This window comes from Streptomyces sp. NPDC058741 (assembly GCF_042746715.1).
Lineage (GTDB): Bacteria > Actinomycetota > Actinomycetes > Streptomycetales > Streptomycetaceae > Streptomyces.
In genome coordinates this window covers 121,245-134,584 of record NZ_JBHYQH010000013.1, presented here as the reverse complement: position 1 = coordinate 134,584, position 13,340 = coordinate 121,245, and the positions used below count along the sequence as shown (strand labels likewise).

At 71.6% G+C, this 13,340-nt stretch carries 8 protein-coding genes and 1 pseudogene; 7 read left to right on the top strand and 2 right to left on the bottom strand.

Annotation, left to right across the window (positions count from 1 at the left end):
* Positions 1-48 precede the first annotated feature (48 nt).
* The 4 genes and pseudogenes from ACFW6P_RS13910 (at position 49) to ACFW6P_RS13895 (ending at position 3,571) form a co-directional block, all read left to right on the top strand.
* Positions 49-1,050: a LacI family DNA-binding transcriptional regulator gene (locus ACFW6P_RS13910; protein WP_386354530.1), complete on the top strand. Its 1,002-nt coding sequence runs from the start codon at positions 49-51 to the stop codon at positions 1,048-1,050.
* A gap of 86 nt (positions 1,051-1,136) precedes the next feature.
* The gene (locus tag ACFW6P_RS13905; RefSeq protein ID WP_386354533.1) at positions 1,137-2,180 is read left to right on the top strand and encodes a hydroxyacid dehydrogenase; all 1,044 of its coding nucleotides are present in this window, start codon (positions 1,137-1,139) and stop codon (positions 2,178-2,180) included.
* Positions 2,177-3,362: pseudogene (locus ACFW6P_RS13900) on the top strand (DUF2264 domain-containing protein); the annotation flags it as partial. The gene ACFW6P_RS13905 and the pseudogene ACFW6P_RS13900, both read left to right, overlap by 4 nt.
* A gap of 65 nt (positions 3,363-3,427) precedes the next feature.
* Complete coding sequence (locus ACFW6P_RS13895) at positions 3,428-3,571, top strand: hypothetical protein (protein ID WP_386354536.1); 144 nt, start codon at positions 3,428-3,430, stop codon at positions 3,569-3,571.
* On the opposite strand, the gene ACFW6P_RS13890 is transcribed toward ACFW6P_RS13895, so the two are convergent.
* Complete coding sequence (locus ACFW6P_RS13890; RefSeq protein ID WP_386354539.1) at positions 3,540-5,303, bottom strand: phosphatidylglycerol lysyltransferase domain-containing protein; 1,764 nt, start codon at positions 5,301-5,303, stop codon at positions 3,540-3,542. The genes ACFW6P_RS13895 and ACFW6P_RS13890 overlap by 32 nt on opposite strands.
* Positions 5,304-5,764: 461 nt before the next feature.
* Here ACFW6P_RS13890 and ACFW6P_RS13885 point away from each other — a divergent pair, with 461 nt between their 5' ends.
* The 3 genes from ACFW6P_RS13885 to ACFW6P_RS13875 all read left to right on the top strand — a co-directional run bounded on the left by ACFW6P_RS13885 (position 5,765) and on the right by ACFW6P_RS13875 (position 10,577).
* On the top strand, positions 5,765-7,768 hold the full coding sequence (locus tag ACFW6P_RS13885; protein ID WP_386354542.1) for an APC family permease: 2,004 nt from the start codon (positions 5,765-5,767) through the stop codon (positions 7,766-7,768).
* A 208-nt stretch (positions 7,769-7,976) separates the two neighbouring features.
* Positions 7,977-8,633, top strand: a complete 657-nt coding sequence (locus ACFW6P_RS13880; protein ID WP_386354544.1) for a CBS domain-containing protein — start codon at positions 7,977-7,979, stop codon at positions 8,631-8,633.
* A gap of 540 nt (positions 8,634-9,173) precedes the next feature.
* Entirely contained in the window at positions 9,174-10,577 is a 1,404-nt protein-coding gene (locus ACFW6P_RS13875) for a nicotinate phosphoribosyltransferase (protein WP_386423741.1), read from the top strand.
* A 230-nt stretch (positions 10,578-10,807) separates the two neighbouring features.
* On the opposite strand, the gene ftsH is transcribed toward ACFW6P_RS13875, so the two are convergent.
* Positions 10,808-12,799: an ATP-dependent zinc metalloprotease FtsH gene (ftsH, locus tag ACFW6P_RS13870; RefSeq protein ID WP_386423739.1), complete on the bottom strand. Its 1,992-nt coding sequence runs from the start codon at positions 12,797-12,799 to the stop codon at positions 10,808-10,810.
* Between the last annotated feature and the right edge of the window lie 541 nt (positions 12,800-13,340).

Sequence of the window (13,340 nt, the reverse complement as noted above, 5' to 3'; positions counted from 1 at the left end):
GACAGTGCAGCTAGCTTCCGCAGACCAGGGGATTGAGGGTCGTACATCATGAGCAGTCGGCAGCCCACGCTCGACGAGGTGGCAGAGCGCGCCGGAGTCTCCCGCGGGACGGTGTCCCGTGTACTCAACCATCACCCGCACGTCAGCCGGAAAGCCCTGGAAGCCGTCCGCACCGCCATCGACGAACTCGGCTACGTCCCCAGCGGCGCGGCCCGGTCCCTGGCCACCCAGAAACGGGGCGCGGTCGTTCTGGCGATCTCCAGTGACGACCCGGCGCTGTTCGCGAACCAGTTCTTCGCCGAGGTGATCGCCGGCGTCAACGCCGTCATGGAGGAGACCGACCTGGAACTGCTGCTGGTCATGGCCGCCACCGAACGCGGCCGTGACCGCCTCGCCCGTGTCCTGCAGTCCCGGGGCGCGGACGGGGTCATGCTGCTGGCCCTGCGGGAGAACGACCCCCTGGCCAAGGTGGCCGAGGGCGGCGGCCTTCCCGTCGTCTACGGCGGCCGGCCGCTGGAACGGGCCCCGCGGTACTACGTCGACGCCGACAACCGGGGCGGAGCCCGGGAGGCCACGGAGTACCTCATCGCCGACGGACGCCGGGCCGTCGGCACCATCACCGGTCCCCTCGACATGCACGCGGGCGTCTCGCGGTACCTGGGGTTCCGCGAAGCCATGGCACTGGCCGGGCTCTCGGACCAGCGCGTGGCGCAGGCGGACTTCAGCGAGGCCGGCGGTGCCGCGGCCATGGAGCGACTGCTCGATGAGCACCCCGACCTGGACGCGGTCTTCGTCGCCTCGGACGCCATGGCGGCCGCCGCCCTGCGCATCCTGCGCGAGCGCGGCCGCGGCGTGCCCGAGGACGTCGCCGTCGTCGGCTTCAACGACATCGTGACCGCGCAGCACACCCACCCGGCCCTGACCACGGTCCGCCAGCCCATCGAAGCCCTCGGCCGGGAGATGACCCGCATGCTCCTTCGGCTCATCAACGGCGAGAACCCCACGCCGCTGATCCTGCCCACCCACTTGGTGATCAGGGAATCCGCCTGACCCCGGGCCCCCGACCGGCCCCGGCCCGGTCACCCGAACCCGTGCACCAGCCTCGTCTTCCGACCGCCTCCCACGGAGAGTAGTTCATGCCAGAACCGTCTCGCGGGCACGGGCACACGACCCGACGCCGCCCGCGCGTCGTGACCGCCATGGCCCCCGCCACCGCAGCAGCCCTCCTGAACGACACCACCCGGCGCCGTCTGACCGAAGCCTGCGACCTGTACCCGATGCCGCCTCTGGACGACTTCACCACACCGGAAGCGGCCGAGGCCCTCGCCACCGCCGAGGTCCTCCTGACCGGCTGGGGATGCCCGCCCGTCGACGAAGACGCGCTGAGGGCGGCACCCCGGCTGCGCGCCATCGTGCACACCGCCGGCTCCATACGCGGCCTGGTGACCGACGCCTGCTGGGAACGCGGCATCGCGGTCTCCTCCGCCGCGTCCGCCAATGCCCTGCCGGTGGCCGAGTACACCGTCGCCATGATCCTGCTGAGCGGCAAACGCGTACTGGAACGCGCCCACCACTACCGCAGGACGCGCACGGCCGACGACTGGCTGAGCCTCCCCGGCCACCTGGGCAACCACCAGCGGACCATCGGCATCCTGTCCGCCTCGCTCGTCGGCCGCCGCGTCATCGAACTGCTGCGCCCCTACGACCTCCCGATCCTGCTGCACGATCCCCACGTCGACGCCGCCGAGGCGGCGGCACTCGGCACGCGGCCGGTCACACTGCCCGAGCTGTTCACCGAGAGCGATCTGGTCAGCGTCCACACGCCACTGCTCCCCGAGACGCGGGGCCTCGTCACGCGCGAACTGATCGACTCCATGCGCCCGGACGCGGTCCTGCTCAACACGGCCCGCGGGGCGATCGTCGACCAGCATGCCCTGACCGATGCCGTCACCGCCGGACGCGTCCGCGCGGTGCTGGACGTCACCGAGCCCGAGGTGCTTCCCGCCGACCACCCGCTGTGGACCTGCGACAACGCGCTGATCACCCCCCATCTGGCGGGTTCCCAGGGCAACGAATGGCACCGGCTGACAACGCTCGCCACCGAGGAGATCGTCCGATGGGCCGCAGGCGCGACCTTCACACACCCGGTACTCGCCGGGAGGGCGGCGTTCCTGGCATGACCTCCGCCCGGCGACTGCCCGGACCCGACCAGGCCCTCAGCCCTCACACGGGGTACACCCGGGCGCACTGGCAGGCCACGGCCGACGGCCTGCTGGCCACGGCGTGACGCCGGGCCACCCCGGGCGGCGCCCTGCTCGATCTGCCCGGCCGCCGGTCCGTCTTCAGGGACCCGCTCCGACGGCCTGGAGGGTTACGCCCGGACGTTCCTGGCCGCCGCCTTCCGGATCGCCGGGGCCGGCGGCGCCGACCGCACGACTGGCTGGGCCGGTACGCGGACGGGCTGACCGCCGGCACCCGCACGCCCGGGCGCGACGACCTCGAGTCCTGGCCCCTCATCCGCGACATCCATGTCCAGGGCCAGCCCATGGTGGAATCCGCCTCCATGGCACTCGGCCTGCAGCTGACCCGCCCCGGGCTCTGGGACCACCTGGACCCGGCCGTACAGGCCCGCACGGAGCGCTGGCTCCGCGACGCGCTGCGCCACACGCCCTCACCGAACAACTGGTACCTGTTCCCCTTCACGGTCGCTTCCTTCCTCGAAGCGGTCGGGCGCGGCGACGGAGAGACCGAGCACGCCCGCCGCCGCGCCCGGGAACTCCTGGAGAGCTGGTACCACGGCGACGGCTGGTACTGCGACGGCGACGGCCGCGCCTACGACCACGACAAGGGCTGGGCACTGCACCTGTACCCGATGCTCCAGGGCACACCTGACCCGGGACACCGAACTGCTCGACGTCTACGGGCCACGCCTGCGCGCACACCTGGAGAGCTTCGCCCTGCTCTTCGCCGCCGACGGCTCCCCGATCCACTTCGGCCGTTCGCTCACCTACCGCTTCGCCGCGGCCTCCGCCGTCGCTCTGGGCGCAGTCACCGGCCACACCCCGCTGACACCGGGAACCTCGCGCCACCTGATCAGCGGCTGCCTTCGGCACTTCCTCGAACGTGGCGCCGTAGACGAACAGGGCTTGCTGACCCTGCGCTGGTACGGCCCGCACGCTCCTGCCGTGCAGGCATACTCGGGTCCTGCCTCCCCTTACTGGGCGTCAAAGGCGTTCGTGGCACTGCTCGCCGACGCCGAGCACCCCTGGTGGACCGCTTCCGAAACCCCGCTGCCCTGCGAAGGACACGACCGGGTCCGCGCCCCGCCCGGACCAGGCCTGCTGCAGCGGGCACCCGCAGCTACGCCGCTGTCGCCGCACTCAGCGCGGAACCACCCGCCATTCCCGCGGACCTGGCCATCATCAAGGTGACGGTCGCGGCCGGAGTGCTCCACGTGACCTGGTACGACGACGCCACCACCCGTATCGCCTTCGCGAAGGGAATGGAGGTGACGTGTGACGACGGGCTCCACGAGAAGATCACCCGCTACTCCTCATGTGCTGCCGGTTGAGCCATTTGGGCAGGCCCGGGGCTTGCAGGAACCCTTCGGCGCGGGCGCTTGCCACGGTGATGCGCAGCAGGTCGGTGCTCTTCTCGAAGAGCAGGAATCGCGGTTCCCAGACCGGCCGGTACTTGGCGTTGGCACGGTAGAGCGACTCGATCTGCCACCAGCGGGAGAAGAAGCTGAGCAGTGAGCGCCACATGCGCAGGACCGGGCCGGCGCCGAGCCGGGAGCCGCGCTCGAAGACGGAGCGGAACATCGCGAAGTTGAGGGAGATCCGGCGGATGCCGATCCCCGCAGCGTGCTCGATCAGCTTCAGGACCATGAACTCGAACAGGCCGTTCTCGGAGTGGCGGTCCCGGCGCATAAGGTCCAGGGACAGCCCTTCGTCGCCCCAGGGCACGAAGCTGAGCAGGCCGCAGGGACGTTTCCCGTCGTAACAGACGACCATCACGCAGCGGCCGTCCTCCGGGTCCCCGAGGCGCCCCAGTGCCATGGAGAAACCGCGTTCCGTCTCACCGTCGCGCCAGTCGTCCGCGAGCCGGATCAGTTCGTCCATCTCCTCGGGCGGGATGTCCTCATGGCGACGGATCCGGACGGTGAAGCCTGCCCGTTCGATACGGCGATAGGCCTGCCGGACACCGCGCATGGCACGGCCTTCGAGGGTGAACTCACCGACATCGACAATCGCTTCGTCGCCCAGTTCCAGGGCGTTCAGACCGCAGCGGGTGTAGATGATGCCCGCCGTCTCGCCGGCGCCGATCACGGCCGGAGTCCATCCGTGCTCCCGGGCCTGGGACAGCCACGGTTCGATCGCGCCCGGCCAGGCCTCCGGGTCGCCGATCGGGTCGCCGGACGCCAGCGACACCCCGCTCACCACCCGGTAGGTGATGGCGGACTTGCCCGACGGTGACCACATGACGCTCTTGTCGCGCCGCAGCGCGAAATAACCCAGGGAGTCACGTTCCCCGTGCTGCTCCAGCAGCGTGCGCAGCCCTCCGAGGTCGTTGTCCGTCATGGCATCGACGGCCCGACGCGAGCGGAAGGCGGCGTACAGGACCAGCACAACCAGCACGGTGCTCAGGATGTTGATCAGGACGTTGGTCCACCCGGGCGTGGTGATGTTCCCGAAGTGAACGTCGTCGTAGGCGAGGGAGATCATGCGGAGCACCCCGTAGTGCCACCGCTGCAGGAAGGTGGAGCTCCCGGCGTCGGGGTCCGTGTTGGACACCGTGACCAGGGCGGCGGCGAGCAGGGAGCACGCCAGGAAGCCCCCCGCTGCGACGGACGCCGCCAGCTTCGGATTGGACCGGTCGCCCTTCGCGTGGAACTCGCGTCGCCCGCCCAGGAGGGCGGCGACGAAGAGCGTGGTGAGGAACACAGAGACCCAGTTCTGGGCATGCTGCCGGTAAACCGGCAGCCCCAACGCCACGGAGGACAGGGCCATGACCAGGCAGGCGAGCACGAGATTGAGAATCCACGCCGCGCGCTTGCGACGCCGCATGGTGATGGCCAGGAAGAGCGATACGGAGCCGGTGAAGTACCCGGCTGTCACCAGGTAGGGCGTGAAGAATTCGTTGTCGTTGTGGCGCCGGATGTCGTTGCCGAAGGAGACCCACACCGCGGCGAGAAAGTTGATGCACGCCACCGTCCGCAGATACCAGACCGCCGACAGGTAGCAGCGCCGCGAGAGCCTCCCGAGACTGCTCTTGGGCTGCCGGCCCGGCCGAAACCACTCCATGATGTGACGATAGGAGCTGCGGGAGCCCTTGGCACGGTCCGCGATCCTCGCGCTGCGGTCCCTCCCGCTGCACGCGGCGAGCGCGGCGCTCGCCGCCGGCCTCGCCGTCACGGCTGTGGCCGCCGTCCGACTGCTCCGCATCCGGTGAGCCGGTCCCGGTGCGGCGCCGTCGCGGCTGTCCGCGCGGGGCTGACGATGATCGGCTTCGCTTCGGACCGTCCGGTAACGGGTGGGCCCGGCTCTGGTGGGCGTGGTGTGGCTCGGCGACCGGTCTCGCGAAGGTCCGCAGTGGCCGGCATGGCCGGGTTGGGTGAGGGCGGTGGCCGGGGCCATGGCGCTTGCGCGGTTCGCTGACGGACATCGGCGTCAACCGCTGGCAGGCAGAGGCCGCACACGAAGTGCGGGCGGCGTCGGGGCGACGGTGCTTCTGATCGGCAGGCTTCCGCTCTACCTTCGCTTATGTGATCAGGATCTCTGAGGTGGCGAAGCGGCTCTTGGTCGGCCGTGCCCTGCGCAGCAGCGAGGCGGGCCAGGCGTTGCTTCCCAAGCGCCTGGCTCTGCCGATCTTCGCCTCGGACCCACTGTCGTCGGTTGCCTACGCGACGCAGGAGATCCTGGTGGTGCTCACGCTGGGCGGGCTGGCGTATGTGCGTTTCACGCCGTGGATCGCGGCGGCGGTCGTCGCGCTGATGACGGTGGTGGTGCTGTCGTACCAGCAGGTCGTGCGCGCCTACCCGAGCGGTGGGGGCTCGTACGAGGTCGTGTCCGCGAACCTCGGCGAGAACGCCGGCCTGGTGGTGGGGGCTGCCCTGCTGGTCGACTACGTGATGACGGTGGCCGTGTCGGTGGCTTCCGGCGTGGACAACATCATCTCCGCGGTCCCCCAGTTGCACGCACAGCGAGTGCCGATGGCCGTGGGTTTCGTGGCTCTCCTCGCGGTGGTGAACCTCCGGGGGGTACGCGAGTCCGGGCGGGCCTTCGCCGCGCCGACGTACCTGTTCGTCAGCGGCGTGTTCCTCATGATCGCCACCGGGCTCTTCCGGTACCTGGCCGGGGACGCGCCGGTCGCGGAGAGCGCCTCGTACGGCATCCGGCCACAGCAGGGCGACGCACAGCTCGCGGGTGTCGCGCTGGTGCTGCTGGTCCTGCGCGCGTTCTCCAACGGCTGCACCGCGTTGACCGGTGTGGAGGCGATCTCCAACGGCGTTCCCGCCTTCCGCAGGCCCAAGGCGCGCAACGCGGCGATCACCCTGGCCGTGATGGGCCTCATCGCCGTCACCATGTTCGTCGGTGTCACCACTCTGGCGATCGTCTCCAAGGTCCACATCGCCGATGACGCCTGCCGGCTCACCGGCCTCGGCCAGGACTGTTCCGCCTACCAGCAGCGCACCGTCATCGCCCAGATCGCCGCCGCGGTCTTCGGAGGGGAGGGAAGCGCCGGCTTCTACTACGTCCAGGCCGCCACCGCGCTCGTCCTGATCCTCGCCGCGAACACCGCGTTCAACGGTTTCCCGCTGCTCTCGTCGGTCCTCGCCCAGCGCCGCTACCTGCCCCGCCAGCTGCACAACCGCGGCGACAGGCTCGCCTTCTCCAACGGCATCGTGGCACTGGCTGTCACCGCGGGCCTGCTGCTGTGGGGATTCAGAGCCAGCGTCACGGCCCTGATCCACCTGTACATCCTGGGCGTCTTCACCTCCTTCACACTCTCGCAGACCGGCATGGTCCGGCACTGGAACCAGGTCCTGGCCACAGGGAACGACCCCGCGCTGCGCCGCCGCCGGCACACCGCCAGGGTCATCAACGCGGTCGGCGCGGTGTTCACCGGCCTGGTCCTGCTGGTGGTCCTGTTCACGAAGTTCCTCGACGGCGCCTGGCTGGCCGTACTCGCCGCCGGAATGCTGTGGCTGCTGATGCGCGCCATCCGCGGGCGCTACGACCGCACCACCGCCGAGCTGACCAGCACCGATCCGCACACCGACCTCACCTCCCCCTCCCGTGTCCTGGCGATCGTGCTGGTCTCCAACGTCCACAAACCGACACTCCGGGCACTGGCCTATGCCCGCGCGTCCAGGCCCGACCGGCTGGAGGCGCTCACCGTCGCAGTCGACCAGGACGAGGCACGCGCGCTGGAAGCCCAGTGGCAGCGACTCGGCATCGACGTCCCCCTCAAGGTCCTGGACTCCCCGTACCGCGAGGTCACCAGGCCGGTCGTCGACTACGTACGCTCCCTCAGCCGCGAGAGCCCGCGCGACATGGTCGGCGTCTACATCCCCGAGTACGTCGTCGGCCGCTGGTGGGAGAACCTGCTGCACAACCAGTCCGCACTCCGCATCAAGGCACGCCTGCGCTTCGCTCCCGGCGTCATCGTGATCAGCGTGCCCTGGCAGCTCATCTCCTCCTCGCGGGCCGACCGCCACGGTCCACGTGCCCCGGGCTCCGTCCGCCGCGGCGAACCGCCGCACTGACCGGGAGCCAACCGGAGGCCCTGAGGGCCCGCGCGGTTCGCGGGCACCGCAGACCGTCGTTCCATGGGTGAGGGAAGTTCCCTGGGACGCCTTCGACATTCGGGACCATCGGCCCGTAAGCGGCAGGACGCGGAAGGCGCACAGTGGAAGACGGGGGCACGAGAGCCGGCGTCCACGCGACGCGCGCACGCGGGAAGGAGCCGCGACGATGAGCGCCCAGCACATCACCGTCAGCGACGTGATGACACGCGATGTCGTCACCGTCCGCCCGGACACACCGTTCAAGGAGATCACCTCCGTCTTGTCCGCCCATGGCCTCAGCGCCGTGCCCGTGGCCGACGAGCACGGTGCGCCGATCGGGCTGGTGTCCGAGACCGACCTGCTGCGCAAGCAGGCCGAGCAGTCCGGCGAGCAGGCACTTCCTCCAGGCTGGACGCAGGAGAGGGCGAAAGCGCGCGCGGAGTACGCCGCCGGGCTGATGACCACCCCCGTCGTCACCGCCCACGCCGACTGGCCGGTCGCCCAGGCGGCCCGGACGATGGACCGTCACCGGGTCAGGCGACTGCTCGTCGTGGACGATCAGGACCGCATCATCGGAATCGTCAGTCGCTCGGACCTGCTGCGCGTCTTCCTGCGGCCCGACGAGGAGATCCGCGAGGAGATCCGCCAGGACGTCCTCGAGGGGATGCTGCAGCTGGGCGGGACCGAGGTGCAGGTCCACGTTGTCGAGGGTGTCGTGACCCTGCGCGGCGACGTCGAGAACCGCAGCACCGCCCAGATCGCCGAACGGCTCGCCAAAGGCGTGGACGGCGTCGTCACCGTCCGGCCGATGATCGACTACACCGTCGACGACATGGTCGCGTGAGGCGGGCGGCGGCCCGTACGCGGAGGGGCCCGCAGACAGGCCGGCGTCTCCACCCGGCCTCTCGGGCAGTTCGGCGATCACCTTCCCCGGCAGTTCGGCGGCACCGGCCCCCGCCCGGAGCGCGGCCCCCACCCGGAGCGCGGCCTAGCCGGAGCGCGGTCTCCAGCCGGAGCGCGGCTCCCGCCCGGAGCGCGGCCCCCAGCCGGGCGGCGGACCCGTCGGCGGGCGGCACCGCGAGGCCGGACGCCGGCCCCCGCAGGGACGTTCGGCCCTGTGCCCGGAATCGGCCGCCGTTGGATGGTGGGACGAGGCGGCGGGGTAAGGACCGGCGACCTGCTGGAGGCGGACTCATGAGCGCACAGGGTTCGCCGGCCGTGTCAGGGCCGCCGCCGTGGCGTCGGGGGCACGTGTCCTGGTGGGCGGAGACCTGGAGTTCGACGTCCGACAGGTTCGGATCCTCCTTCCGCGGTCCGCGCGCTGCCGCCGGTGACGGACGGGGGCGACGGGGGCGACCGGGCGAGAGCCGAGGAGGTGCCGTCCATGTCCGATGCGACCACCACCGATCTGTACGAGGTGACGATGGCCATGTCCTATGTGCGGGAGGGCATGACCGGCTCGGCCACCTTCAGCCTCTTCGTCCGCGATCTGCCTCCCGAGCGGGGCTTCCTGGTGGCCGCCGGGCTGGAGTCGGCGCTGGACTACCTGTCCGGTCTGCGGGTCGGCCCGGAGGACGTGGACGCCTTCGCCTCCGCGCTGCACCGGCCGCCACGAGATCTGGAGCCTCTGCTCGGCCTTGAGTTCACCGGCAGCGTGCGGGCGGTGCCGGAAGGGCGGATCGTGCTCGCGGGAGAGCCCCTGCTGGAGGTGACGGCACCCCTTCCGCAGGCGCAACTGGCCGAGACGTACGTGCTCAACCAGCTCAGCCACCAGACCACGATCGCCTCGAAGGCCGCGCGCTGCGTGCTCGCCGCGGCCGGGCATCCGGTGGTGGACTTCTCGCTGCGGCGCGCCCACGGCCCGCAGTCCGGGTTCCAGGCGGCCCGGCTCGGTGCGATGGTCGGCTTCGCCGGGACCAGCAACGTGGCCGCGGCGACCACCGTGGGCATCCCTGCCGTCGGGACCATGGCGCACTCCTTCGTGGAGGCTTTCACCGCGGAGGAAGACGCCTTCCGCGCCTTCGCACGGTGCCACCCCGGCCCGGTGACCTTCCTGGTGGACACCTACGACACCGAGGAGGGCGTCCGTGTCGCGGCGCGCGTCCTTCGGGAACTCGGTCTCGGGCCCGGCTCGGCCGTACGGCTGGACAGCGGCGACCTCGGGGCCCTGGCGGCGCGGGCACGGGCCGTCCTCGACGGCGCGGGCCTGCCGGACGTGCGGGTCGTCGCCAGCGGAAGTCTCGACGAGTACGCCGTGGACGACCTGGTCCGCTCGGGCGCACCGATCGACGTCTACGCCGTCGGCACCCGCGTCGGGGTCTCGGCCGACGCGCCCTTCCTGGACTCCGCCTACAAGATGGTGGAGTACGACGGCCGGCCGGTGATGAAGCTCTCCTCGGCCAAGGCGACGGCACCGGCCCCGAAGCAGGTGTTCCGCCGCCCCGGATACACCGACGTGATCGGCCTCGCCGGCGAGCCGCCGCCCGACGACGGCAGGCCGTTGCTGGAGACGGTGATGCGGGACGGGCACCGCACCCGCGGCAGGTCCACCCTCGGCGAGTGCCGCGGGAGATTCGCCGCGGACCTGGCCGAACTGCCCCCCGCGGCACGCCGCATCCGGGCGCCGGTCGCGCCTCGCGCCACGGCCTCCGAGCGACTGGCGGCACTCGCCGTCCGTGTCCGGCACGGCATCGAGGAACAGGTGTCGGCCGGCTCGGCACGGCCCCCGGACCCCGCACGGACCGCAGCCGGACCTCGTCGGTCCGCATCGAGCCGGGGTGGACGGTGACGGCGTGCCGCACACGGTGGAACGTCGGGCTCGTCCTCGCCGCCGCGAGGGGTGGCGTGCACCGGAGACCGGTGACAGGTCGGTGACGGTGCGCCTTACGTCGGTGTGCCTCGGCGACCGTCCGCTGACGTCGGCGACCGTCCGCGCCGGGACCTGCCGCTCGCATCCGCTACTCAGCGGGGAGGTGCTCGGCTGCGGGCCCGCTGTCGCCTCCACCGTGTCCGCGGGCGTCACCGCCCCTCACGGGGAGGGTGTCGTTTTCCCGGCTGCGGCGGGGTGGCGGCCGTCGCTGCGGCGGGACGGCGGCCGTCCGGTCGCGGTCCCTGTCGCCGGAGCACGTCGAGGACCACGGATCCGTCGACGGTCTCCCGGGTGGTGAGCAGTCCGGCCAGGGCGTCCAGCGCCTTGCGGTGTTCGCGCAGCAGGGCCACCGCGCGTTTCTCGGCCTGCCGCACCAGCCGGGCCGTCTCCTCGTCGACGATGCGCTGGGTCTGCTCGGAGTAGGGCCGGTGCAGCGTCTCCTCCGTGGACTCGTCGCCGAGGTGGCGGGGAGCGCCGGAGCCGTATCCGACGGGGCCGAGGGCCGGGGACAGGCCGAACTCGCGGATCATGCGGGCGGCGATCTGGGTGGCGCCGGCCAGGTCGTCGGCGGCGCCGGTCGAGCCCTCGCCGAAGACGACCAGCTCGGCCGCGCGGCCGCCGAGCCGCACGGCGAGCAGGTCGGTCAGATAGCTCTCGCTGTACAGGTGCCTCTCCGCTTCGGGCAGTTGCTCGGTGGCGCCCAGCGCGGGCCCGGAGGGCAGGATGGTGACCTTGGCGACCGGGTCGGCATGCTCGCACAGCGCCGCCACGAGCGCGTGCCCGGATTCGTGGACGGCCACGGAGTGCCGTTCCTCGGGGAGCAGCGCGTTGGTGGACTCACGCCGACCGAGCAGCAGCCGGTCGCGGGCGTCGTCGAGGTCCTTGGCGTCGATGACGGGGCCGCCTGCCCGGACGGCGTTGATGGCGGCCTCGTTGACCAGGTTGGCGAGGTCCGCTCCGGAGAAGCCCGGTGTGGCCCGGGCGACCGCGTCCCAGTCGACGTCCGGTGCCAGGGTCTTGCCGCGGGCGTGCACGCCCAGGATCGCCGCCCGCTCGGCCTGGTTGGGCAGCGGCACGGTCACATGCCGGTCGAAACGGCCCGGGCGCAGCAGGGCCGGGTCGAGGGTCTCGGGCCGGTTGGTGGCGGCCAGCACGACGATGCCGCTGGACTGGTCGAAGCCGTCCATCTCGGCGAGGAGCTGGTTGAGGGTCTGCTCGCGTTCGTCGTTGCCGCCCAGCCGGGCACCACCGCCGCGCCGGCTGCCGACGGCGTCGATCTCGTCGATGAAGATGATCGAGGGCGCTCGTTTGCGTGCCTCGTCGAACAGGTCCCGTACCCGGGAGGCGCCGACACCGACGAACATCTCCACGAACGCCGAGCCGGTCACCGACAGGAACGGCACTTCCGCCTCGCCGGCCACGGCGCGGGCGATGAGGGTCTTGCCGGTGCCCGGCGGCCCCACCATGATCACCCCACGGGGTCCCTTGGCTCCGGCGATCGCGTAGCGCCCGGGGTTGCGCAGGAAGTCGACGATCTCGCTGATCTCCTGTTTGACGCCCTCGTAGCCGGCGACGTCCTCGAAGCGGGTGGTCGGCCGCTCGGTCTCGATGATCTTGGCTCGGGCCCGCCCGATGGCGCTGAGCCCTCCGCCCAGGGTCCGGGCAGCCCGGCGGCCGCTCCACACGAACAGGCCAACGATCAGCAGCAGCGGCAGGAACAGCACCAGCAGCGTCCCCCAGGGGCTGCCGCCGCTGCTCCGGGACGCGGTGATCTCCACGTTCCTGGACTGCAGCTGCTGTTCGAGGCGGCTGTTGTCCAGGGCGGTGGGGATCCGCGTGGTGAACTTCGTACCGTCCTTCAGGGTTCCCTCGACGGCGCCCTTGTCGTTGATGTCGACGGTCTTGACCTGGCCGCCGCCGACCTTGCCGACGAAGTCGCTGTACGACAGCGAGGTGCCCTGCTGGGAGGAGGGGACCCGCAGCAGCACCACGAACAGCAGGATCAGCGCGGCGACCGGCAGCAGCCAGCGCGTCCAGGACCGCCTCGGTGACGGCGCCGGCGGCTTGGGCGGCTCATGAGGAGGCCCGGGTCTGGCCGAGCGTGACGGATGCCGGCCTGGCAGACGGATTGATGTGATCACCGGACGGCTCCCTTGCAGAAAGGACCAACCTGGGGCTGAGCCGTTCCCGCGGTGCGGGGAGGATCCCAGGCGGGCGTCCACCTTCCAGGATCCACGCCTTCCGCGCCGTCTGGGAAATCGAACGCGGTCGGGGCCGTTTTCCGCCCCGGGGCCGCGCACGGACCGGACCGGGGAAGGAGAACGGGCCGACCAGGACCGGGAGCCCCGGCCCTCCTCACACCATGAGCTGCGACAATCCGGCACATCGCCGCTTCGGGAGGCTGCCCCGGGGCGGTCCCCGGCCGGCAGGCCCTGCCGCACGCATGCGGCACCGGCCACGGTCCCGGCCGGCAGGCCCTGCCGCAGGCATACGGGACGACCACGGTCCCGGCCGGCAGGCCCTGCCGCAGGCATACGGGACGGCCTCGGCCCTGGCCGACAGGCCCCGTCGCAAACACACGGAACCGTCCGCGCCCCCGGCCCGACAAACCCCGTCGCAAACACACGGAACCGTCCGCGCCCCGGCCGACGGTCCCTGCCGAGGAGGGCCGGAGGGGTGCGG

Excerpts from the sequence above, each read along its gene's own strand:
- ACFW6P_RS13880 (WP_386354544.1), top strand. The coding sequence starts at position 7,977 with ATGAGCGCCCAGCACATCACCGTCAGCGACGTGATGACACGCGATGTC.
- ACFW6P_RS13875 (WP_386423741.1), top strand. The coding sequence starts at position 9,174 with ATGTCCGATGCGACCACCACCGATCTGTACGAGGTGACGATGGCCATG.
- ACFW6P_RS13905 (WP_386354533.1), top strand. The coding sequence starts at position 1,137 with ATGCCAGAACCGTCTCGCGGGCACGGGCACACGACCCGACGCCGCCCG.
- ACFW6P_RS13890 (WP_386354539.1), bottom strand. The coding sequence starts at position 5,303 with ATGGAGTGGTTTCGGCCGGGCCGGCAGCCCAAGAGCAGTCTCGGGAGG.
- ACFW6P_RS13910 (WP_386354530.1), top strand. The coding sequence starts at position 49 with ATGAGCAGTCGGCAGCCCACGCTCGACGAGGTGGCAGAGCGCGCCGGA.